Annotated in this window: 21 protein-coding genes; 12 read left to right on the top strand and 9 right to left on the bottom strand. The window is 37.7% G+C overall.

Annotated elements, in window-relative coordinates; genetic code table 11:
- Positions 1-38: 38 nt before the first annotated feature.
- The 6 genes from FUA48_RS07230 to hpt form a co-directional block, all read right to left on the bottom strand.
- Positions 39-2,183 carry a S46 family peptidase gene (locus FUA48_RS07230; RefSeq protein WP_147582918.1) on the bottom strand — a complete coding sequence of 715 codons (2,145 nt, stop codon included), beginning with the start codon at positions 2,181-2,183 and terminating at the stop codon, positions 39-41.
- A gap of 224 nt (positions 2,184-2,407) precedes the next feature.
- Positions 2,408-2,908, bottom strand: coding sequence for a hypothetical protein (locus FUA48_RS07225; protein WP_147582917.1), 501 nt, complete (start codon positions 2,906-2,908; stop codon positions 2,408-2,410).
- A gap of 157 nt (positions 2,909-3,065) precedes the next feature.
- Positions 3,066-4,067: a GTPase ObgE gene (gene obgE / locus FUA48_RS07220; protein ID WP_147582916.1), complete on the bottom strand. Its 1,002-nt coding sequence runs from the start codon at positions 4,065-4,067 to the stop codon at positions 3,066-3,068.
- Between the two features lie 80 nt (positions 4,068-4,147).
- A complete protein-coding gene (locus FUA48_RS07215) occupies positions 4,148-5,428 on the bottom strand; it encodes a hemolysin family protein (RefSeq protein WP_129749286.1) in 1,281 nt (426 codons plus the stop codon).
- 15 nt (positions 5,429-5,443) lie between these two features.
- Complete coding sequence (locus FUA48_RS07210) at positions 5,444-6,016, bottom strand: adenylate kinase (RefSeq protein ID WP_147582915.1); 573 nt, start codon at positions 6,014-6,016, stop codon at positions 5,444-5,446.
- A gap of 16 nt (positions 6,017-6,032) precedes the next feature.
- Positions 6,033-6,560 (bottom strand): hypoxanthine phosphoribosyltransferase, encoded by a 528-nt coding sequence (gene hpt, locus FUA48_RS07205; RefSeq protein WP_147582914.1) that lies wholly within the window; start codon positions 6,558-6,560, stop codon positions 6,033-6,035.
- A gap of 181 nt (positions 6,561-6,741) precedes the next feature.
- On the opposite strand from hpt, the gene FUA48_RS07200 reads away from it, so the two are divergent.
- Both FUA48_RS07200 and FUA48_RS07195 read left to right on the top strand, forming a co-directional pair.
- Positions 6,742-8,013: a PQQ-dependent sugar dehydrogenase gene (locus FUA48_RS07200; protein ID WP_147582913.1), complete on the top strand. Its 1,272-nt coding sequence runs from the start codon at positions 6,742-6,744 to the stop codon at positions 8,011-8,013.
- Positions 8,014-8,077: 64 nt separating this feature from the next.
- The gene (locus tag FUA48_RS07195; RefSeq protein WP_147582912.1) at positions 8,078-10,147 is read left to right on the top strand and encodes a TonB-dependent receptor; all 2,070 of its coding nucleotides are present in this window, start codon (positions 8,078-8,080) and stop codon (positions 10,145-10,147) included.
- Here FUA48_RS07195 and FUA48_RS07190 read toward each other — a convergent pair.
- On the bottom strand, positions 10,144-10,752 hold the full coding sequence (locus FUA48_RS07190) for an acyloxyacyl hydrolase (RefSeq protein ID WP_147582911.1): 609 nt from the start codon (positions 10,750-10,752) through the stop codon (positions 10,144-10,146). The two genes, FUA48_RS07195 and FUA48_RS07190, sit on opposite strands and share 4 nt — an antisense overlap.
- Positions 10,753-11,011: 259 nt before the next feature.
- On the opposite strand from FUA48_RS07190, the gene FUA48_RS07185 reads away from it, so the two are divergent.
- The 3 genes from FUA48_RS07185 (at position 11,012) to FUA48_RS07175 (ending at position 14,332) form a co-directional block, all read left to right on the top strand.
- Positions 11,012-12,436: a T9SS type A sorting domain-containing protein gene (locus FUA48_RS07185; RefSeq protein WP_147582910.1), complete on the top strand. Its 1,425-nt coding sequence runs from the start codon at positions 11,012-11,014 to the stop codon at positions 12,434-12,436.
- A gap of 109 nt (positions 12,437-12,545) precedes the next feature.
- Positions 12,546-13,112 (top strand): hypothetical protein, encoded by a 567-nt coding sequence (locus FUA48_RS07180; protein ID WP_147582909.1) that lies wholly within the window; start codon positions 12,546-12,548, stop codon positions 13,110-13,112.
- A complete protein-coding gene (locus FUA48_RS07175; protein ID WP_147582908.1) occupies positions 13,112-14,332 on the top strand; it encodes a cation:dicarboxylate symporter family transporter in 1,221 nt (406 codons plus the stop codon). Before FUA48_RS07180 ends, FUA48_RS07175 begins: the two co-directional genes overlap by 1 nt.
- On the opposite strand, the gene FUA48_RS07170 is transcribed toward FUA48_RS07175, so the two are convergent.
- Both FUA48_RS07170 and FUA48_RS07165 read right to left on the bottom strand, forming a co-directional pair.
- Positions 14,333-15,628 (bottom strand): MFS transporter, encoded by a 1,296-nt coding sequence (locus tag FUA48_RS07170; protein ID WP_129749278.1) that lies wholly within the window; start codon positions 15,626-15,628, stop codon positions 14,333-14,335.
- Between the two features lie 69 nt (positions 15,629-15,697).
- Positions 15,698-17,161 (bottom strand): glycoside hydrolase family 130 protein, encoded by a 1,464-nt coding sequence (locus FUA48_RS07165; RefSeq protein WP_147582907.1) that lies wholly within the window; start codon positions 17,159-17,161, stop codon positions 15,698-15,700.
- Between the two features lie 199 nt (positions 17,162-17,360).
- Here FUA48_RS07165 and FUA48_RS07160 point away from each other — a divergent pair, with 199 nt between their 5' ends.
- The 7 genes from FUA48_RS07160 to FUA48_RS07130 all read left to right on the top strand — a co-directional run bounded on the left by FUA48_RS07160 (position 17,361) and on the right by FUA48_RS07130 (position 22,833).
- Positions 17,361-18,521, top strand: coding sequence for a 5-(carboxyamino)imidazole ribonucleotide synthase (locus FUA48_RS07160; RefSeq protein ID WP_147582906.1), 1,161 nt, complete (start codon positions 17,361-17,363; stop codon positions 18,519-18,521).
- Positions 18,522-18,536: 15 nt separating this feature from the next.
- On the top strand, positions 18,537-19,019 hold the full coding sequence (gene purE, locus FUA48_RS07155; protein WP_129749275.1) for a 5-(carboxyamino)imidazole ribonucleotide mutase: 483 nt from the start codon (positions 18,537-18,539) through the stop codon (positions 19,017-19,019).
- An 8-nt stretch (positions 19,020-19,027) separates the two neighbouring features.
- The gene (locus FUA48_RS07150; RefSeq protein ID WP_147582905.1) at positions 19,028-19,246 is read left to right on the top strand and encodes a hypothetical protein; all 219 of its coding nucleotides are present in this window, start codon (positions 19,028-19,030) and stop codon (positions 19,244-19,246) included.
- Between the two features lie 124 nt (positions 19,247-19,370).
- A complete protein-coding gene (locus FUA48_RS07145; RefSeq protein WP_147582904.1) occupies positions 19,371-21,401 on the top strand; it encodes a M3 family metallopeptidase in 2,031 nt (676 codons plus the stop codon).
- Between the two features lie 118 nt (positions 21,402-21,519).
- Entirely contained in the window at positions 21,520-22,023 is a 504-nt protein-coding gene (locus FUA48_RS07140; protein ID WP_147582903.1) for a GbsR/MarR family transcriptional regulator, read from the top strand.
- A gap of 61 nt (positions 22,024-22,084) precedes the next feature.
- Positions 22,085-22,435 carry a hypothetical protein gene (locus FUA48_RS07135; RefSeq protein ID WP_147582902.1) on the top strand — a complete coding sequence of 117 codons (351 nt, stop codon included), beginning with the start codon at positions 22,085-22,087 and terminating at the stop codon, positions 22,433-22,435.
- A gap of 11 nt (positions 22,436-22,446) precedes the next feature.
- Positions 22,447-22,833, top strand: coding sequence for a hypothetical protein (locus FUA48_RS07130; protein ID WP_147582901.1), 387 nt, complete (start codon positions 22,447-22,449; stop codon positions 22,831-22,833).

Raw genomic sequence — 22,833 nt, 5'->3', positions numbered from 1 at the left:
TTAAAAGAAGCCGTTTTTAATTTGAACAAATAATTAAATTATCTCACAATCGTCATTTCGTCCACAATGTGTTTCGCACCAGAGAATCTGTCGATAACCCAAAGTACATAACGTATATCTACGTTAATTGTTCTTTGCAGTTTGTCATCAAATATAACGTCTCCGGCCATAGCCTCAATATTACCGTCAAAAGCAACACCTATAAGTTCACCTTTACCGTTTAACACAGGAGAGCCTGAGTTACCACCTGTAATATCGTTATCAGTAAGGAAGTTTACCGGCATATAACCTTCTTTGTCTGCATACTGTCCAAAATCTTTAGACTCATACATTTCAAGAAGTTTTTTAGGTAAATCAAACTCAGGATCGTTTGGCTTATATTTAGCTACTTCTCCTTTCATTGTAGTGTAGTAGTTTTTCTCAGCATCATTTCTGTCGTCTTTAGGCAGAGCGATTACTTTACCGTAAGTTAAACGCAGTGTACTGTTTGCATCCGGGTAGTACTTCTCTTTTGGATTAGCATCTCTCATACCCTGAACCAGTAAACGGAATGATTTTGAATAGCTGTCCTCTAAAGCAGCAATCTCATCCGGTACCGCTCTGTACTGAGTTAAGATGTCGTTTGAAAGAAGGAATAAAGGATCGTTTTGAAGTGCCTCAGCATTTGGACTCTTAAGGAACTCTTCAACGCTCTCTTTAGATCTGAAGATGCTTGTTTCAAAAGCTTCGTTTACATATTTTGTATAATCGTAGTTATTCTCCTCACCTATTTTAGCTACTAAAGGAGCAATTGCATAACCTGTAGATTTAGTAGCATATAAATGAAGCTGAGCAGCAAGTACATCTTTTTCAAGAGGCATATATAATGTTTTATACTCTTCTGCCACAAACTCTTCAATTCTTGGAAGATATTGTGCTTTTTGTGCCTCGTTAGAGTTAGCATACTGCATTAATGCACCGCCTACTCTGTACGGAAGAACTGCAAAAGCACTTGTTCTTAATAAACCTACAAGATAGTTATCCTGACGTGCTTTTTCATTAGTTTTAGCATAGTAAGCGTTAATGTTAGCTACAACATCGCCATACTTAGCTTTATTTTCTTTTTTGTTAGCCCATTTATTAAATTTAGCTTCACCAGCTGCTTTAGTTTCAGCTGTTTTGTGAGCTGTAAGGGCATCAATCATACCCTGACGGTTTTTCCAGTAGTTTGCTACCTGAGCATATTTTGAAGCATAGTCAAGACGAACTTTGTCACTTTGATCCATATATACCTTCATTCTGTCCATACCTAGTTTAGAAGACTCAACCCATGCAGGGTAAGCATACTTAACATTCTGCTCAATACCTGCAGCAGGCATCCAACGGTTTGTACGGCCAGGGTAACCTAAAATCATGGCAAAGTCACCTTCTTCCACTCCTTTTAAACTTACAGGAAGATATTGTTTAGGATGTAACGGAACGTTGTTTGGAGAATACTCTGCCGGGTTACCGTTTGCATCTGCATAGATACGGAACATAGAGAAGTCACCAGTATGACGAGGCCACTCCCAGTTATCTGTATCCCCACCAAATTTACCAATGCTCTCAGGAGGTGTACCTACAAGACGAACATCGTTATAATCCTGGTAAACGAAATAGTAGAACTCATTACCCTGAAAGAATGAGCGAACAGAAACTACATATTTACCACCTTCATTATTTTCTTTTTCGATAAGAGCACTTTCCTGCTGAATAGCTTTTTCCCTTTCAGCCTCGGTCATATTGTCGTTAAGTTTAGAAAGGATTCTCTTAGAAACATCATCCATTCTTACAAAGAAACGAACCGAAAGGCTTTTTGGCTTAAGCTCATCTGCCCTTGTTGGAGCCCAGTAACCATCTCTTAAATAGTTAGCCTCAGGAGATGAAAGTTCAGCAATAGCTTCATAACCACAGTGGTGGTTAGTTAGTACCAAACCGTCTTTAGAGATAACCTCTGCAGTACATCCTCCGTCAAACTGTACGATTGCATCTTTAAGGCTGTGGTTGTTAATGCTGTAAATTTCCTCAGCAGTTAACTGTAAGCCCATTTTTTGCATATCCCTGTGATTTAAACGCTCAATGAACATTAAAAACCACATACCCTCGTCAGCCCTTACAGGCATTACCATAAGTGACATGGTAAGGAATAAAATAAGTTTTTTCATCTGATTTTAATAAAGTTAATAGTTTAGCTAATAAGTAGCTGTATTACATATTTGTTACACCGTTATTATTAACTATCTCGTTTTAGAGCTGCGAATATACCTATTTTTAAGAATTTCGTAAAATAAACTATGCTTAAAAACCACATTATACTCTACTGTTTTAAAATAAAAAAGACGCTTAATAGCATCTTTTTTATTTTAATGTAATATGTGGTCTACTCTATTTACCTGTAACGTATAGATAAGAGTAAATCCGCTATAATTTCAAAAAAACAAAAATCCACCATTATAACAAAAAATACTGTAGTAACAATTGCGATATCTCTTAATGAAAGCCTTCTCAAATTTTTGACTGATACTATAACCAAAGAAATCAATATAGATAACCATACAAAAATTTTATGATTTAAATTTAGATTTTGATTTTTATCGCAATACACACATAAAGTAGTCCACAAAGCGACAAACTGATAACACGCCGCTAGTAGTATAAAAACCATTTGTGTATACTTACCCGTTTTTTTTGCACAAACTGCTACAATTATACTTAATAACAAACCTGTTATGGTTGGTAATAAATAATACAGAATATTTAAAATCCCTTTATCAATAAAGTGTCTGTTAAACACTAAAAAATCCAATGAGAGCCAAAAAACAATTGACACAGGCAGTCCGACAAAAACAATATCTAAAATAAACGATGCAATTTTCTTTAAAAGCCCCATTAATAATAAAAATTTTTAGTTTGGTGATTACTCAAATATACATCATCATTACAACCAAAAACATTATTTTTTCAACAATTTTAATATTTAAAATAAAAATCCTGAGCTTTTAAACCCAGGACTTTGTATATATTACAAGGCTTTAAACCTTTTTATTTTAACTGTTAAGCATTTGCCACAGTTTATCTTTTAACTCGGTTAGCCCCTGCTGTGCCACCGATGATATAAACAGATACGGTACACCTTTAAGCTCTTTATCCAGTTGCTGTTTTAATTCGCCCTTAAGCTCCTCATCCAGCATATCGCATTTTGTAATGGCTACCAGCCTGTCTTTGTCAAGCATTTCAGGATTATACCTTCTCAACTCATCAAGAAGTATCTCATATTCCTTTTTGATATCCTCAGCATCAGCCGGAACAAGGAACAGCAATGTAGAGTTTCGTTCTATATGCCTAAGGAAATAATGCCCTAGACCTTTACCTTCAGCCGCACCTTCAATGATTCCGGGAATATCAGCCATAACAAACGACTGGAAATCCCTGTAGGCTACGATACCTAAGTTAGGCTTTAGCGTGGTAAACGGATAATCGGCAATTTTTGGTTTTGCAGAAGTAAGTACCGAAAGCAAAGTAGATTTACCCGCATTAGGGAATCCTACCAATCCTACATCTGCCAATACTTTTAGCTCAAGGATGACATCCAGCTCCTCACCGTAAAGTCCGGGCTGGGCATAACGTGGTGTCTGGTTTGTAGAACTACGGAAATGCCAGTTCCCTAAACCTCCCTTACCTCCTTTTGCAAGTATTTTTTTCTCTCCTTCTTCGGTAATCTCAAAAAGTATTTCGTTTGTTTCCTTGTCGCGCACTACTGTACCCAATGGCACTTCGATATACTTATCTTCTCCATCAGCACCTGTACTTCTTGCACTACCGCCATCTCCTCCGTGTCCGGCTTTAATGTGACGTGCAAACTTAAGGTGAAACAATGTCCAAAGACCTTTGTTCCCCACCAGATAAACGTGACCTCCGCGACCTCCGTCGCCACCATCAGGCCCTCCTTTTTCAATAAACTTCTCCCTGTGCAGGTGAGTAGATCCTTTACCTCCTTTACCGGAAGCAACATATATTTTTACGTAATCTACAAAATTCCCTTCTGTCATCTTTTTATGTTTCAGGTTTCAGATTTAAGGTTTCCCTATCCTTAACCAATTACAATTCTATCCTTAACTGCAAAAACAGTTTATTCTTCTTTATTTATAGACTTTACCTTTACCTTATCAATCTTAACACCATCCATTTTAAGCACCTCAAGCTCAAAGTGATTCCAGGCCAGCTTCTCTCCTTCTTTAGGAATATAAGAAAGCTCTGTCATTATAAGTCCGCTTACTGTTGTTACCTCATAATCTGTAGTAAGCTCATCAAGATCAAAATAAGTTAAAAAGTCGTGTAACGGATAATGCCCGTCTACCGTCCATGTACCATCGGTATTTTCCACAAGCTGGAATTCGTCATGATAAAAATCAGACGCGTCCCCTACCAAAGCCTCAAGTATATCGTTAAGGGTTATTATACCCTGAAATACTCCATACTCATCGGTAACCAAAGCATAGTGCACTTTGGTTTTCTTGAAAATCTCCAAAGCCTTGTATGCCGAGGTATGCTCTATAAGATATACCGGCTCTTTTGTTATCTGTCGCAGGTTAAACAAAGGCTTTTCGTAATTAGCGAAAATATCCTTAAGCAACACTACACCTATAACATCGTCAAGATTGTCTTCACATACCGGATAAACCGAATGAAGCTCTTGCAGCATTATTTCCTTGATACGGTCTTTATCAGATTGCGTGGACAGATAAGCTACCGACTTGCGGTGTGTCATCAGTGAGTTCACCTTCCTGTCTCCAATATGGAAAACACGCTCCATAATATCCTGCTCTATCTCCTGAACTTCGCCACCTTCTGTACCTTCCTTAATTATGGCTTTAATCTCTTCTTCAGTTACCTTACCATCTGCCGTTGGGCGGATGTTGAATATCTTCATTAAAAAATCGGTAGACGAAGTAAGTAACCATATAAACGGCGCCGTTATTATCGAAATAAATTTCATTGGCAGCGCTACCAATTTTGCAATGCTTTCAGGATAAGTTAAACCTATCCTTTTAGGCAACAGCTCTCCTAACACCAAAGAAAAAAAAGTAAGTATTACAACCACTATACCTACAGCAATACTGTCGGCATAAGGCGCAAGCATCTCAAACTGTACAACAAATACCTTTACATCATCAGTAACCTTGTCACCACTGTAAATACCGGTAAGTATACCTATAAGGGTAATACCTATTTGTACAGTAGAAAGGAATTTGTTAGGCGAATTGGCAAGATCCAATGCGGTTTGGGCACTGGAGTTACCTTTTTTTGCCGCAGTTTCCAAACGGCTTTTACGTGCTGATATCAGTGCAATTTCCGACATGGAAAAAACACCGTTAAGCAGTATTAAAAATAATATTATGGCTATTTCCAATCGTTAGGCTTTTAGTTACAGCTTATCTATAATCAGACTTAACCTTTCGGTTACTTCTGATATTTCGCCAATACCGTTTACGGCATAAAACTTACCCTGTCCTTTGTAATACTCAATAAGGGGAGCCGTTTTCTCATTATATTCCTGGTAACGGTTTCTTATCAGTGCTTCGTCCTGATCATCAGCTCTTCCACTTGTTTTACCTCTCTCTAAAAGTCTTTGTACAAGTACCTCATCATCTGCTTCAAGAGCAACCGTAGCCGTTACTTCCCACCCTTTAGTTTTAAGGAATGCATCAAGTGCATCTGCCTGAGCAACTGTTCTTGGAAAACCGTCAAAAAGAAAACCTTTAGTTTCAGGGTTTTTCTCTACCTCATCCTGAAGCATTTTTATTGTTAATGCATCCGGAACCAGCTCTCCCTTATCAATGTAAACCTGAGCTTCTTTACCAAGTTCAGTACCGTTTTTAAGGTTGTAACGGAATATGTCTCCTGTAGAGACATGTGTTAAGTTGTATTTTTCTTTTAAAAATTCCGCCTGAGTACCTTTTCCTGCACCCGGTTTTCCAAATAATACGATATTAATCATTGTATGTTTAAGTATGTTATTTAAGTTGATAAATTTCCGGTAAATTCCTGCCTAACCCATCATAGTCCAGGCCATAGCCCACTATAAATTTATTAGGTATGCTAAATGCTGTATAATCCAGCTTTATATTTTTTGTATAAGCTTCAGGCTTAAAAAATAACGCAGCTATTTTAAGCTGCTTAACATTAACTGCCTCAAACATTTTTTTGAGTTCTTCCACGGTATTGCCCGTATCAACAATATCCTCCACGATTATTACTGTGCGTCCCTCTAGCTTTTTATCCAAACCTATAAGCTGCTTTACCTCATTTGTGCTTTGTGTACCTTCATAAGAAGCCAGCTTTACAAAACTTACCTCACAGGGTCTTGTGTAGTGCTTCATCAAGTCGGAAACTACCATAAAAGCACCGTTAAGCACGCCTACAAAAACAGGCACTTCATCCTCTACATCTGCAGCAATTTTAGCCGCCATATCCGCTATTGCCGTATCAATTTCGGCAGCGTTTATAAAGGGCACAAAATGTTTATCATGAAGCTGTATCATGCTTACTAACAGGTTTGAAATAATTTGCAAATATACTAATTAGGAATTTGCTGTCCTTATACCTTAAGTATTTTGTTTTAATTTCCATAAGGCGTTAAAATATAGCTAATATTTATGTTTTTGCTTTTTACAAAAAATCTTATAATTAACTTAGTTACTACATTGAACCAATCCGTAATCTATGAAAAGAATATTTCTACTATCTCTTGTTTCCGTATTTACATTATATTCATGCAAAGAAAAACTGAATAAAGAAGAAAAAGAGCAGGCAAACGCTAAAGGCAGCACTACCGTTACTACTGCAATTGGCGATATTACATTACCCCCTCCTTATGAAACAAAGTCGGTAACGAAAAGAAACAGCATTACCGAATGGCCCGAAGGGCAAACTCCAAAAGCCCCTTCAGGTTTTACTGTAACAAAGTTTGCCGGCAACCTTAAAAACCCGCGCAATACATACATAGGCCCTAATAATGATGTTTTTGTAGCTGAATCGGGCACAAGAAATAGTGCTGACAGAATTACCATTTTTCGTGATAATGATAAAGACGGGATTTTTGAAACACACAATGTTTTTGTTGAAAATTTGAACCAACCTTACGGGATGCTTATATTAAGCAACTATTTTTATGTTGCAAATACTGATGGTTTATACAGGTATCCTTATAAAGAAGGCATCCTTAAATTAGAAGGAAAAGCTGAAAAAATTGCTGAGCTTCCTGCAGGTGGCTACAACAATCACTGGACCCGAAACCTTATAGCCAGTAAAGACGGCTCAAAGATTTATATTTCTGTGGGTTCTGCTAGCAATAACGCAGAGCACGGTATGGATGAAGAAAAACGCAGAGCTAATATTTTAGAAATAAACCCCGACGGAACCGGAGAAGTAATATATGCCAACGGATTAAGAAATCCGGTAGGCATGGACTGGAATTCGGCAACGGGAGAATTATGGACAGCTGTTAATGAACGTGATGATCTTGGAGATAATCTGGTTCCGGATTATATAACAAGTGTTAAAAAAGGAGGTTTTTACGGATGGCCTTATTCTTACTTCGGACAAATTGAGGATCCGCGTATGAAGGGTGTGCGCAAAGACCTGGTTGAAAAGGCAATTGTACCGGATGTTCCTGTTGGCAGCCACACAGCTTCTCTAGGTATAGCCTTTTATGACAAAGACGCATTTCCTGAAAAATACAAAAATGGGGCATTTGTTGGGCAACATGGATCATGGAACAGATCTGTATTGAGTGGTTATAAAGTTTTGTTTGTACCTTTTAAAAACGGTAAACCCGCAGGTAAACCCGAAGATTTTCTTACAGGTTTTATTAATGATAAAGAAGATGCTGAAGCCTATGGCCGACCTGTAGATATTACAGTTATGAATGATGGCAGCCTGTTAGTTAATGATGACAGTGGAAACACTATTTGGAAAGTAACCGCAGATAAATAAAAAATAAATTTAAAGTGGCATAAACTCTATACAGATGTTATAGAGTTTATGCTTTTAATAATATATGCAAAAGTTTAAATTTATTATCCTACTGCTATTTACTTCTTCTTTATCAGCACAGCATCCTTTAGACACTTTAAACATACTTAAAGAAATAGTAATAAGCCCGTATCATATTAATGATACCCTGCTTAATGTACCAGCATCTATAAGCGTTCTTTCATCCGAAGAATTACAAAGCAATAATCTTTCTGATATATCACTTGTATTAAACAAGGTTGCCGGTGTAAACATGCAGTCGGGCAGTTTAAATACAAACCGCATAACGATAAGAGGAATAGGTGCGCGAACACCCTACGGAACTAATAAAATAAGAGCTTTTTACGGGAGTATTCCATTAACGTCGGGGAATAGTGAAACCACTATAGAAGATATAGACTTAGAAATACTCAGTCAGGCTGAAATAATTAAGGGCCCATTATCAAGTATTTACGGAGCCGGACTGGGAGGTGCTATCTTATTTTCTCCAAAAATAAGTTCTTCTTATGGTAATAACGCTGTAATAAGTTCCACCGTTGGCTCTTTTGGTATGATAAAAAACACCTTAACATATGGTTACGCCTCTCAGAAAGGAAATATAAACATTAGCTATCACAACCTTAGTTCTAAAGGCTATAGAGAAAATAGCCCATACAACCGTGAGGGGGTAACTTTAGCAGGAGAATTATTTAAAGCTGAAAAAACAAGCTTTAAATATTTTGGAAATTATACTTATTTAAAAGCATACATACCCAGCTCTATAGATAAAAACACATTTGAAACTAACCCGCAGGCAGCAGCTAATACATGGAAAGCCGCTAAAGGTTATGAGCAATACCGCTCTTACTTAGGCGGATTGGCTTTTGACGCAAAAATAAAAAACGGGTTAACCAACTCTACTTCTGTATTTATAAACGCAAAAGACAATTATGAACCGCGCCCGTTTGATATTCTTTCACAAAACACTACTGGTTTTGGAGGACGCACGCAGTTTAACTCCTCATTTAAAACAGGTAAATTAAGCACAAAAATTATTGCCGGAGCAGAGTTATTTAAAGACGGATTTCATGGTAATACTTTCGCAAATTTATACGAGCAGAACAATGGCAACGGCAGCTTACAGGGAGAAAAACTTTCAGCTATAAATCAAGACAGGTTTTTTATTAACGCTTTTATGCAGATACATATAGCTTTTACAAAAAAGCTGGAAATGCATGGGGGCATAAACTACAACAAAACAAATTTTGAGCTTAAAAATGCTTTACAAAACGAAAATGAATTTACCCAAAAATATAACTATAGTGCTATATGGTCTCCTCAAATAGCAGTGTTATACAAACCATCCTCCAGTCAAACTTTTTATGCTTCGGCCAGCAAAGGATTCTCTATTCCTGCGATTGAAGAAACACTTACCCCAGAAGGCACAATTAACGATAATATCAAACCTGAAAGTGGTTATAACATTGAGATAGGAAGCAAAATTAATCTTATTAATAAAAAAATGTATCTGGAATTATCTGTATACAGGATGATTATAAAAGATCTCCTGGTGGCTCAAAGAGTTGACGATGACAGATATGTGGGTAAAAATGCAGGAAAAACATTGCACGAGGGATTAGAAGTAAAACTAAGTTACATTACAACATTGAGCAACATAACTTTACAACCCTATATAAACGCTTCTATAGGTAATTATACGTTTAAAGATTTTAACGACAATGGTAATAATTACACAGGAAACGATCTTACAGGTGTCCCCAACAACACTGTAAATGCAGGTATTGATTTACAAACCGGGTTTGGTTTATCTTTTACAGCGAATTATTCTTATACAGATAAAATGCCTTTAAATGATGCCAATACAGAATATAACGACAGCTTTCAACTTATAAATATTAAAGCAAGCCAACAGATAAACCCCATGAAAAATTTCTATCTAAATTTTTCTGCAGGCATTAACAACCTTACCAATACATCTTATGCGAGTATGGTTTTAGTAAACGCCACAGGATTTGGCAATTCGGCGCCAAGATTTTATTACCCTGGCTTACCTATTAACTATTATGGAAATTTACGTTTAAATTATCATTTTTAAAGAGGAACAATTATACCAAAAGAGATATTATAGGTATTAAATCCGGCATTGGATTCATACAGCCCGGCATTGGAAACATGAGCAACACCTGGACGTACATCAAGGGTAATATCATAAAAACTAACTGTGGTACCAACAGCAAAAACATCATTAAAGGCAAAGCCCCTGTTAAGCCTTTCAGTCTCGGTATCATTAAACATCGGTCCCACGTTACCCATAGCATAAACATTAAAATTATCACACACATTATACCTCAAAAAGAAAGCAACATTTAAAATAACCTGCCTTACATCCTTAAGCTTGGTATATTCATTTCGTTTCCTTTCATATTCAGGATCATCAGGTGTAACAAAGTATTTGTTTAAAAGCTGATGTTGGGCAAAGTTTATTTCGGGCATAAGCGCAACCTGATATTCCCATTTTTTTTCTGGATTAAAGCTGTAATAAAACTGCAGCTGAACATAACTGTTTGAAAAAGTATAATCATAATTATCAAACTCTTTTCCCCAGCCATAGCAGGCACCAAACTCAAATTTAGAAGGATTTTTAACTTCCTGGGCATGTAACCCGGCCACAAAAAAAAGAATAAAAATTACCCTGATCATATATGTACTTTTTCAATTCACTAAAAATAGCTTTTTTGATTTAACAAATAAATACCTACTCAATTAATTTTTAATTAAATTTTACAAAGAGCCTATTCTTCGTCCAACACATTTTCAATTAAACCTCTCACTATAAATATTTTAAACAAAAAAACGTCACACTAATGTTTTAAAATGTCACACTTTATCCCGGCAACCGTAAGCGCTAAGGAAATGAGGTAACGTAATTTAGCCGAACGAACTAAAAGCTACTTTTACTATGAAAAAGTTATTACTTATTTTATTATGTCTTGCGCCTATGTTATCACAGGCTCAGGCGCCAACTATTGAGGGAGACACTATGCTGTGCCCTTATACAAACGGTACTGCCTCAATAACAACAGACATGGAATACGACAGCTATCAGTGGTATTCTAAATATTGGTTTACTACAGATGAATTTGAGCCAATTGATGGCGCAACCGGAGCATCTTTTACTTATGATTGGTATACTTACGATCAATCAATATTCAAAGTAGTGGTTACTCTTGACGGAGAAACTTATGAATCTAATACTATCACGATAGACAGTTATGCATGGTCTGGGTTACTTGTTGAAACCCAAACAAGTGACGATGTAACATTTAACCCTGATCAGGGATACTATATTTGTGAAGGCAGCACTATTACAAACACAATACAAATGCCTTACAATGTAATACAGTGGTACAAAGATGGTGTAGAAATTGAAGGCGCTACAGAACCTACTTATACCATTACAACAGCAGGAACCTATCATGCAGTTGCCGCTCCAGACTTTTGTCCAAACAGTACTACAAATACATTACCTATTGTAGTTATAAACAACCCTGACTGCGGACCTGTTGACCCAACTCCGGTTATTGCGGGAGATACAATGTTATGTCCATATACAAATGGTACAGCAGCAATAACAAACGATATGGAATATGATACCTACCAGTGGTATTACAAATATTGGTTTTTAGAAGATGAATATGTTGCCATTGACGGTGCAACAGAAGCATCATTCACTTATGACTGGCTTACTTACGATCAGGCTTTATTTAAAGTAGTGGTTACTCTTGACGGAGAAACTTATGAGTCTAATACAATACAGATTGACAGCTATAACTGGGCTTCCCTAACTTTTGGCATGACCTTTAGTGATGATGTTGTTCCAAATGACGAAACTTTCTCCTACATGATATGTGATGAATCTACCATTACATGTTCGCTTAACGAACCATATGACAGCAGTATACAATGGTACAGAGACGGAGAAGCGATTGAAGGAGCTAATGAAATAACTTATGTTATAACAGAGCCTGGAAGTTATTATGTAGAAGCTGCTCCTGCAGTTTGCCCTAACGCAGTAAGCAACACAATGACAAGCCCTGTAGTGGTAGTTATGAATCCTGACTGTAACTTAGGCATTAACGACCCTGAATTCAACAACAGCGTAACGTTATATCCCAACCCTACGTCTGATATTCTTAATGTAATGCTTCCTAACAATACAGAAGCAAAAGATTATACAGTTTTTGATGTTACAGGAAAAACCCTTTTACAGGGAGTTTTCTCATCAAACAACAGCATAGATGTTTCCTCTCTTACTGCAGGTACTTATATTATTAAGCTTACGGGAGAGAACAAACAATTCTCCCAGATATTTATCAGGAAATAAACTGCTAATTTCCAATTTGTGCGACAAGGGTAAAACAATATGTTTTGCCCTTGTTTTTTTTATGCTCTTTTATTTTTTGTATTTTCCGCATTCTTAATCATCAGTCAAATTGAATCAGCTTTTTTACGATAAGATTGCAAACAGTACTGCTCACCGGCCCATAAGAGACGAACTGAGCGGAATGGTATTTAAAGACAAAAACCTATTACCGGATTTGGTAAAAATTGCCACAAATCTTACCGACAAAAATCATCATAAGGCATGCTGGGTAAGCGAGCTTGTATTTGAAAATAAAATTGAATGGTTAAGCGATTACCTTGATGTATTTTGCGATACGCTGGAAAGATACACTCATGAGAGCGCTATGAGGCCTGTTTCCAAAATATGCCTGTTTGCGGTTGATTATCATTACAAAGCAAAAGTCCCTTTTTTAAACGGCAACCATATCAGTAAAATTACTGAAGCCTGTTTTGACTGGCTTATAGATTCCGAAGGGAAGGTTGCCACCAAAGCCTATTCCATGAGGGCGTTGTATATTTTAGGCAAGAAAGAAGACTGGATTTACCCAGAACTGGAAAACATTTTACCGTTAGGGTTCCCGCAACACACAGCAGCATATAAATCGGCAGCTAAAGACATTTTACAAAGAATAGAAAAATCTAAGAAGACAAAATAATGCAAGAGCCCCAACCCAAAAACAGTTTACTTTTTAAAATAACTACCAATCTTACATTTTGGGTACTTATTGCCATTATAGCCGCTATACTATTAGGACACTTTAGCCCTGACACTGCCGTAAAAACCAAGATTATAGGCGACTGGTTTATCAAAATAATAAAAGTATTTATTGCCCCTATTATTTTCCTCACCATAGTACTTGGAATTGCAGGAATGGGCAACCTGAAGAAAGTTGGCCGTATAGGAATAAAATCCCTTATCTATTTTGAAATTGTTACCACTTTTGCACTTGCCATAGGTGTTATAGTAGCCTACATTATCCAACCCGGTAAAATTGATAAAGCAGGCCTTGATATTGGCGATGCCTCAAAATACACAGGAGAAAAAAGCGACTTTAGCTGGTTACAGTTCTTTTTAGACAATGTAACCTTACAGGTGTTACTTGCCGCTATAATAGTGGGAATTTTATTAAACTACAGCAGCAAAAGAGAAAAGGCTGTGAGCTTTTTATACAAGTGTTCCAACATTGTTTTTAAGGCCTTAAAATTTGTAATGTATCTGGCTCCTTTAGGTGCTTTTGGAGGTATGGCTTATACAATAGGTAAGTTTGGACTACATACACTACTCCCATTGGGCAAGCTCATGATAACCATTTATATCACTATGGCTATCTTTATATTTATAATACTTGGAGGCATCCTAAGGTATTTTAAAATGAACATAATGGAGTTCCTTTCTTATATAAAAGCTGAGTTACTTATTGTTTTAGGAACCTCGTCATCAGAAGCTGCTTTACCTAACCTGATGGAAAAGCTGGAAAAAATGGGATGCAGTAAATCGGTTGTTGGTTTGGTTGTACCTACAGGCTATTCCTTTAACCTTGACGGAACCTCTATTTACCTTTCTATGGCTGTGATATTTTTAGCGCAGCTTTATAATGTACACTTATCTTTTGGTGAAATAGTTACCATTATCGGCCTGCTCATGATAACCTCAAAAGGCGCCGCCGGAGTTACCGGAAGCGGCTTTATAGTATTGGCTTCCACATTAACGGCAATCCATAAAATACCACTGGAAGGACTTGCCTTTCTTTTAGGTGTAGATAAATTTATGAGCGAAGCCCGTGCCATAACCAATTTTATAGGCAATGGTGTGGCCACTATAGTTATAGCAAAAACGGAAGGTGAATTCCTCACCGAAGAACCGGAAGAAATTTAATTATTCTTCTTTTTGTTCATCCTGTTTTTCCTCTTCATAGAAACCAAACCTGCGTAATTGCGGAGCACTGAAGAATGTTACCGCAACCACACCCAGGGTAAGGCAGCCACCCACAACTACTGCCCTAACAGTACCCAGCCAGTGTGCCATAACACCGCTTTCAAAATCACCTAACTCGTTAGATGAGCTTACAAACATGGTATTTACAGAAGCAACCCTGCCTCGCATGTGATCTGGTGTTACCAGCTGAAGAATCGTACTACGTATTACTACGCTTACCGCATCAAACATACCTGAGAGCATAAGCATGGCAAACGAGAGTATAAAGTTTTTAGAAATACCGAATATTATAATGGAAATGGCAAACCCACCTACCGCTACAAACAATTTTTTACCAGGGTTGGTACGTAAAGGTAAAAATGCCAGTATACCCAGTGTAATTAACGCTCCTATACCCGGTGCTGCACGTAGTATACCATAACCTACCTCGTCTACCATAAGTATTTCCTTTTGGTAAACGGGTAACAGCGCTACTGCCCCACCAAACAATACCGAAAACATATCTAACAGCTGAGCACCTAAAAGTTCAGGAGTTTTTAACACAAAACGTATACCCTGTGTAAGGCTTTGTAGTATAGGCTCTTTTTCTTTTTTTAATATTGGCTTTACACCAACACTTAGCATAGGAATAAGCAACAACAGTTCTATAGCCACAACTACTCCCATTCCTAATGTAATACCATCAAGAGCAATAAGTACACCGGCAGCGAGAGGCCCTAAAACCGAACCCGTTTGCCAAGCCATACTACTCCAGCTCGTGGCATTTGCATAATGTTTTCGCGGAACAACAAGACCGAAAAGTGAAAACATAGACGGCCCCATAAACGAACGTATGGCCCCACCACAAAACACAAAGAAGTACACAAGGTATAATGTATAATCTACACCTAAATTATCAAGGGCAAACGGAGTTGTTAGTGTAAAAAGGCTTGCTCCCAGCAAAATATAAGAAGCCAGGCACAGCAACACCATTTTTCGCTTTTCGTTAAGGTCTACAAAATGACCTGCAAAAAAGGAAAATGTAATGGCAGGAATAACTTCCGAAAGGCCTACCCCTCCCAGGGCAAGCTTATTGGAAGTAATATGATATACCCAATAGAATATTATGGTAATTTGCATATTCAGGGCAAAAATGAGCCCGAAACGCACCGCTAGGTAAGAGCGGAATTCTTTTATTTTAAGTACAGGATTTTTTTTAAAGAAGCCGGTTTGCTTTTCGGCACTGTCGTTTTCCATGATGGCTAGATGCGTAATTTTATGCAAATATACAACAGTACCAAAATCAATTGCATTAAAAACAATTATTTAACCGCCACTTTTAAGCCTGTCCAGCAAAGTTTTAAGATTAACCGATGCAAAGCCCGAACTGTGATCAGAATGCCCATAAGGGATTATCAGTTCGTCATTATGAATAATAGAGCCACAGGAGTAAACCACATTAGGTACATACCCTTCACGCTCATCAGTATTAGGCATAATAAGCGGGTCCTTTAATCTGCCAATTTCTTTAGACGGGTCTTCCAGATCTAAAAGTGAAGCACTAATAGTATAACGACGCATAGGCCCTACCGCATGGGTAATAACCAGCCATCCGCATTCTGTTTCAATAGGAGATCCGCAGTTACCAATCTGAACAAATTCCCAAGAATATTCAGGTCCCTGAATTTTTACCGGATCTTCCCATTCATTGATATTATCAGAATACATTAGGTAATTATTCCAGCCGTCTATACGGGCCAGCATGGCATACTTACCGTTAATTTTCCTCGGGAAAAGCGCAAGGTTTTTATTACGTGCACCGTTACCATGCAGCGGACTCGTTTTAAATTCGTAAAAATCAGTGGTCTTTAAAAGTTTGGGCATTATGTGTACGCCATCATAAGCTGTGTAGGTAGCATAATAAATAATACGTCCGTTATCATCCGTAAACTTTACAAAACGCGCATCTTCTATACCCTTGCTTTCAAAATCGGAAATAGGAAAAATAACCCTGTCACTTATATCGGTATCCTTAGAAAAAGTAATACGCCTGTAACTGTCACTCAAGGCAAGTATCATTTTGTACTGCGCTATATCCTTAGGGTTGGTAGTTTTGTCCCAGGCCTCATACACCAGTCCTTTCAACTGGTTATAATCAAAGCGGTCCTCCAGCTTTTCGGTAACCACCTGTAAAAAATGCTCATTGATATCGGCCTCTTCGGCTTTTTTAAGAAACTGCCTTTTATGGTAAATGAGATTATGAATTTTATCGGCTTCATCTATATAATTACCTGCCGGAATTACGGTAATACTACCGTCCCTATCTAATATTGCCCTCCTGAAAACAACAGACGATACATGACCCTCGCCCACTGCCCTGAAACTGATTATAACGCGAAGCTGACCTTCTTCAAGATTCGCCTGATCGGGATCTGGAACTATAGACGGGTTGAAAAATGCTGCCGACTCAATAGAATATTCATGAGTAAAATAAGAACCTATCAAAAGTTTGCACCAGTCATCCATTTCATCAATATTACCCCCGGCCATTTCTATATATCTCCTTACCCGCTCGCAATGGCGCATCAGTTTTTTGGTAATACTCCTGTGTCTTTTGGAAAAATCCTGAAGTAAGGGAGAAATGATATTAAAGACTTCCTCCTTATCCAGTATCAGTATTTTCTTCAGCATTTCAACGGCACGTTCCTCCCCATTAAAAAAAAAGCGCGCTATAACGCGTCTTGTATCAGGAAGTACTTTTACGGGTTTTCGGTCAACTGTCAATCTCATATTCTTAATTTTACCTCTAAACAGAAACCCTAAATTACAACTAATATTTAGATAAGACTGAGGCTCAATTGCTAAAATTAACTAAAAAATTACCCAAAAATTTCTGACAGTAAAAAGCTTTGCCGATAAATATTCGTTTAGCACTGCATAATTTTACGGCTTTAAGTATCTTTGCACAGCAAAATAAGAAACACGATAAATGAATTATTTTTCTTCTGATTTTAAGTTAGGAATTTTAGGAGGCGGGCAGCTTGGAAAAATGCTGCTTACCGAAACCAGAAAATTTGATATACAAACCTATGTACTGGACCCAAGTGATGAGGCACCATGCAAAATAGGCAGTAACAAGTTCTTTAAGGGCAGCCTTATGGATTTTGATACGGTATATAACTTTGGTAAACAGGTAGACGTACTTACTTTTGAGATTGAACTTGTTAATGTGGAAGCTCTTGAAAAACTGGAAACCGAAGGAGTTAAAGTATACCCGTCGCCAAAAACCTTAAAACAGATACAGAACAAAGGCACTCAAAAAGACTTTTACAGCGCTAACAACATCCCTACTGCGGATTACAAACGCTTTGAAAGCCTTACCGAATTAAAAGCTGCTGTTGAAAATAACGAAATAAGTATGCCTTTTGTATGGAAAAGTACCGAAGGTGGTTATGACGGAAACGGCGTTAAAGTTATACGCTCTATGGAAAGCTTTGAGGGGCTTGCCAATGTACAGTGTATTGCAGAGACCATGATTCCGTTTAAGAATGAACTTGCTGTTATAGTTACGAGAACTCCGTCGGGACAAATAAAAACATACCCTGTGGTTGAAATGGAATTCCACCCGGAAGCCAACCAGGTAGAATATGTAATTTGCCCGGCCCGTATTGACAATGATGTTGCAGAAAAAGCAAGGGCTATCGCTTTAAAGGTTTCGGAAGCATTTAACCACGTAGGATTACTTGCAGTAGAAATGTTCCAGACAGAAGATGACCAGATACTGGTAAACGAAGTAGCACCAAGACCACACAATAGCGGACACTACTCTATAGAGGCAAGTTATACATCTCAGTTTGAACAGCACCTGCGTGCTATTCTTGACCTGCCTTTAGGAAACACAGATAGCAAAGTTGCCGGAATTATGGTTAACTTAGTAGGTGCTGAAGGTTATACCGGAAATGTGGTATATCAAAACATTGAGACTATTTTAGATAAAGACGGGGTTACACCTCACATTTATGGCAAAAAGGAAACAAGGCCTTTCAGAAAAATGGGTCACGTTACCATAGTAAATGAGGATATTACTGTTGCCAGAAAAATAGCCGAAGAAGTAAAAAACACGATTAAAGTAATAAGCCAGCAAGGCTAACTTAATAGAACAAGAATGAAAGTAGCTGTAGTAATGGGCAGCATATCGGATATGCCGGTAATGCAGGACGCCATAGACATGTTAAAAGAGTTTGGTATAGAAACACACGTAGATATCGTTTCTGCTCACCGTACACCTGAAAAACTGGTAGACTTTAGTACAAATGCACACAACAACGGAATATCTGTAATTATTGCAGGTGCAGGTGGTGCAGCGCACTTACCGGGTATGGTAGCTTCTATGTCTCCGCTTCCTGTTATTGGTGTACCGGTTAAGTCAAGCAACTCTATTGACGGATGGGACAGCGTATTGTCTATACTACAAATGCCGGGTGGTGTACCGGTTGCAACGGTAGCACTTAACGGAGCTAAAAATGCAGGCATACTGGCAGCACAAATTGTGGGAAGCCATGACAAAGCTGTTTTAGATAAAATTATTGCTTACAAATTAAAACTTAAGGAAGCTGTTCTTAAAGCTGCCGAAGGCTTACAGAAATAATAAAGAGTATGAAAGTAAAATTCTTCACATTTATAGCTGCCACAGCACTTTTTGTTAACTGCAAAAGTTCACAGCAAATAACCGAAACAGAAAGTCAAAATACTGACATTACTGTTGAAACAGAAGAAACAAACGAACCTGTTGAACCTAAATATGAAAGTCCGAAGAATAAATCACTTGATTCGATAAAAGCAAAGATGTCCACTAATTTGCCTAAAAAAGGATAACACTATAAAGCTGCCAATTGGGCAGCTTTTTTTATAGCTTTTTACCTTAAGTCAAAATGAATACCTTTGGTATAATTGTTGACCAACTTTCAACATATTTATGTTTAAAATCTTAAACGAGACTATGAATTTACTTACTCAAAAATTTAATACAAAACACGATACAGCCCCTTTTAACGGAATTAAGACCGAAGATTTTCTTCCTGCTTTTAAAGAAGGGATTGCTGAAGCAAAAAAAGAAATTGATGCTATTGTTAACAACCCTGAAGCACCAGGTTTTTCAAACACTATAGAAGCTTTGTCTTTTAGTGGCAACATGCTGGAAAGAACTTCTTCCATATTCTTTAACCTCCACTCTGCCGAAACCAATGACGAGATACAGAAAACGGCCATGGAGGTTTCGCCTATGTTATCAGAATTCAGCAATGACATCCGTTTAAACAAAGAACTGTTTGCAAGGGTAAAAGCAGTATACGACAGTAAAGACAGCCTTGACCTTACTACAGAACAGGCTACCCTATTAGATAAAAAATATAAAAGTTTTGCGCGTAACGGTGCTAACCTGCCGGAAGACAAAAAAACAAGGCTTCGCGAAATAGACAAAGAACTTTCACAACTTAGCCTTAGGTTTGGAGAAAACGTATTGGCAGAAACCAATGCCTTTACATTACATATTACAGATGAGAAAGATCTTTCCGGTTTACCGGAAGGTGCCATAGAAGCAGCCCGAGAAATAGCTATGGGCATGGAAAAAGAAGGATGGGTATTTACTCTTGACTTCCCTAGCTACATGCCGTTTATGACTTATGCAGATAACAGGGATCTGCGCAAAAAAATGGCATTGGCCTTTGGCGCAAAAGGTTTTCAGAAGAATGAATTTGACAATCAGGAAATAGTATTACAAATAGTAAAACTTCGCCATGAGCGCGCCAACCTTCTAGGTTATAAATCGCATGCCGATTTTGTACTTGAAGAGCGTATGGCTGAGAGTCCGGAGAAAGTTCGTTCATTCCTAAACGACCTGTTGGTAAAAGCAAAACCGGCAGCACAAAAAGAATTTGCCGAGCTTAGTGCTTTTGCCAAAGAAATTGACGGACTGGATCATCTTGAAAAATGGGATGGCGCATACTATGCCGAAAAGCTAAAACAAAAGCTTTTTAACCTTGATGATGAAAAACTGAAACCTTATTTTGAACTGGACAAAGTTCTTAAAGGGGCATTTAATATTGCAGGTAAACTATACGGCATTTCGTTTACTGAAGTTCAGGATATAGACAAATACCACAAGGATGTAAGGACTTATGAAGTGAAGGATGAAAACGGTGATCTAACAGCTATTTTCTATACCGACTTCTTCCCGAGAAAAGGCAAACGTAACGGTGCCTGGATGACATCGTTCAAATCGCAATATATTAAAGACGGTATTAATGAAAGACCGCACGTTTCTATAGTTTGTAATTTCACCAAACCTACCGAAACAAAACCGTCACTTCTTACCTTTAACGAGGTAACTACACTTTTCCATGAGTTTGGACATGCACTTCACGGTATGCTGGCAAACACTACCTACCCTAATCTATCGGGCACAAGCGTATATTGGGATTTTGTGGAGCTACCAAGCCAGATAATGGAAAACTGGTGTTATGAGCCAGAAGCATTAGAGCTTTTTGCTCACCACTATAAAACGGGAGAAGTTATCCCTATGGAGTACATAGAAAAAATTAAAGAGAGTGCTACCTTCCAGGAAGGTATGGCAACCCTTCGTCAGTTGAGCTTCGGTTTACTAGACATGGGTTGGCATGCACAGGATCCGGCTGCCATAGGCGATGTTAAGAGTTTTGAGATTGAGCAGTTCTCTCCTACTCAGCTATATCCCGACGTACAGGAAAATGCCATGAGTACAGCCTTTTCACATATTTTCCAGGGAGGCTATTCTTCAGGTTATTATAGTTACAAATGGGCTGAGGTACTGGATGCCGACGCTTTTGAATACTTTCAGGAGAAAGGTATTTTTGACAGGGAAACCGCCAGTAAATTTAAAGACAACATCCTTTCTAAAGGAGGTACAGAGCACCCAATGCTTCTTTATAAACGTTTCCGTGGGCAGGAACCTAAACCCGAAGCTTTATTAAAAAGAGCCGGATTGCTTGCTTAGTTTATTTTGATCATTCGATAAGAGACGTTGCTAATATTATTAGCAACGTTTTTTTATACTCAACAAATAAACTTTCAATTATTTTTGAAAGTTTAAAAATAATTTATACCTTTGACTCATGGAATTCAAGGAAGCAAAAAATAAGTTTGTACAAACCTGGGGAGCATTAGGTTCGCAATGGGGCATAAACAAAACTATGGCCCAAATACATGCACTGCTAATGGTAAGTAACGAACCGCTTTCTATGGAAGACATTATGGAGGAACTACAGATTTCACGAGGTAATGCCAGTATGAATATCCGTGCCCTTATGGACTGGGGCATTGTTTACAAAGAATTTAAGCACGGTGAACGCAGGGAGTTTTTCACGGCCGAGAAAGATCTTGACGAGCTTGCCATAAAAATAGCCAAAGAGCGCAGCAAGCGTGAAATAAAGCCTGCGCTTAAAGTACTGAAGGAAGTTTCTACCGGAGTTGAGGAAAAATCGGCAGAAGCAAAATATTTTGCAGAACAAACCGATAAGCTTTATGAGTTTGTACTAAAAACAGATAACATTATAGAAAAAGCCACAGAGTATAAAGACAACTGGCTTACCAAACTTTTAATGAAGATGATGAAATAACATCATTTTTTTTAATCTAAAGTTTCATTTTTTTCTGAAACTTTGAAATAAATAATAAGTTATGAATCTTAATATCCTTACATACGGCATCTTCCTTCTCATTGTAGTTTACATTATCGCGGTAGTAGGAAAAATTTGCTATAAGAACGGGAATATATATGTTTTGGAATTGCTGCACGGCCACAAGGAACTATGCCTGCGTATTAACAGGATATTATTGGTTGGCTATTATCTGGTAAACATAGGCTATGCAGCAATGACATTACTAAACTGGGAAACCATAACCACACTCAATCAGCTTATAGAAACCATAGCGATTAAGTCGGCAACAATAATAAGCATCCTTTGCATACTGCATTACCTTAACATATTCCTTTTAACCAAATACGTTCAAAAAATTATTAACGACTAAATTTTATCATTATGGAAACCACAAAAATTTTAATCGGCTACACCATTTACTTACCTGTTGCATTAGCACTTACATTTATAGTTTCACGCACCCTTTTTAAAAATGGAAAGATTTTTATGCTGGATATCTTTAAAGGCCGGGAAGAAATAGCAAATGCTACAAACAAACTCTTTGAAACAGGCTTTTACCTTCTTAATCTGGGTTATGCACTCATGATATTAAAACTTAGTTTGCGTAACGACAGTTACCAGAGTTTAGTGGAAGCCCTTAGCCACAAAATAGGCGGATTCTCTATTTACCTAGGCATAATGCTGTTCCTAAACCTATACTTCTTTTTTAGAGGAAAAAGAAAAGCAAGACAAAGCAGAACTGAAGAACATATTGTTTACAGACCATAG

The organism is Flavobacterium alkalisoli (genome assembly GCF_008000935.1).
GTDB classification, from domain to species: Bacteria; Bacteroidota; Bacteroidia; order Flavobacteriales; family Flavobacteriaceae; genus Flavobacterium; species Flavobacterium alkalisoli.
The sequence above is the reverse complement of the archived record's forward strand: the minus strand, read 5'-3'. Positions and strand labels throughout refer to the sequence as shown.

Coding starts and splice junctions, on each gene's coding strand:
- FUA48_RS07210 (WP_147582915.1), bottom strand. CDS start 6,016: ATGATTAATATCGTATTATTTGGAAAACCGGGTGCAGGAAAAGGTACT.
- FUA48_RS07190 (WP_147582911.1), bottom strand. CDS start 10,752: ATGATCAGGGTAATTTTTATTCTTTTTTTTGTGGCCGGGTTACATGCC.
- FUA48_RS07160 (WP_147582906.1), top strand. CDS start 17,361: ATGAATTATTTTTCTTCTGATTTTAAGTTAGGAATTTTAGGAGGCGGG.
- FUA48_RS07195 (WP_147582912.1), top strand. CDS start 8,078: ATGCAAAAGTTTAAATTTATTATCCTACTGCTATTTACTTCTTCTTTA.
- FUA48_RS07185 (WP_147582910.1), top strand. CDS start 11,012: ATGAAAAAGTTATTACTTATTTTATTATGTCTTGCGCCTATGTTATCA.
- FUA48_RS07150 (WP_147582905.1), top strand. CDS start 19,028: ATGAAAGTAAAATTCTTCACATTTATAGCTGCCACAGCACTTTTTGTT.
- purE (WP_129749275.1), top strand. CDS start 18,537: ATGAAAGTAGCTGTAGTAATGGGCAGCATATCGGATATGCCGGTAATG.
- FUA48_RS07140 (WP_147582903.1), top strand. CDS start 21,520: ATGGAATTCAAGGAAGCAAAAAATAAGTTTGTACAAACCTGGGGAGCA.
- FUA48_RS07130 (WP_147582901.1), top strand. CDS start 22,447: ATGGAAACCACAAAAATTTTAATCGGCTACACCATTTACTTACCTGTT.
- FUA48_RS07135 (WP_147582902.1), top strand. CDS start 22,085: ATGAATCTTAATATCCTTACATACGGCATCTTCCTTCTCATTGTAGTT.
- FUA48_RS07170 (WP_129749278.1), bottom strand. CDS start 15,628: ATGGAAAACGACAGTGCCGAAAAGCAAACCGGCTTCTTTAAAAAAAAT.
- FUA48_RS07230 (WP_147582918.1), bottom strand. CDS start 2,183: ATGAAAAAACTTATTTTATTCCTTACCATGTCACTTATGGTAATGCCT.
- obgE (WP_147582916.1), bottom strand. CDS start 4,067: ATGACAGAAGGGAATTTTGTAGATTACGTAAAAATATATGTTGCTTCC.
- FUA48_RS07175 (WP_147582908.1), top strand. CDS start 13,112: ATGCAAGAGCCCCAACCCAAAAACAGTTTACTTTTTAAAATAACTACC.
- FUA48_RS07225 (WP_147582917.1), bottom strand. CDS start 2,908: ATGGGGCTTTTAAAGAAAATTGCATCGTTTATTTTAGATATTGTTTTT.
- FUA48_RS07165 (WP_147582907.1), bottom strand. CDS start 17,161: ATGAGATTGACAGTTGACCGAAAACCCGTAAAAGTACTTCCTGATACA.
- FUA48_RS07200 (WP_147582913.1), top strand. CDS start 6,742: ATGAAAAGAATATTTCTACTATCTCTTGTTTCCGTATTTACATTATAT.
- FUA48_RS07145 (WP_147582904.1), top strand. CDS start 19,371: ATGAATTTACTTACTCAAAAATTTAATACAAAACACGATACAGCCCCT.
- hpt (WP_147582914.1), bottom strand. CDS start 6,560: ATGATACAGCTTCATGATAAACATTTTGTGCCCTTTATAAACGCTGCC.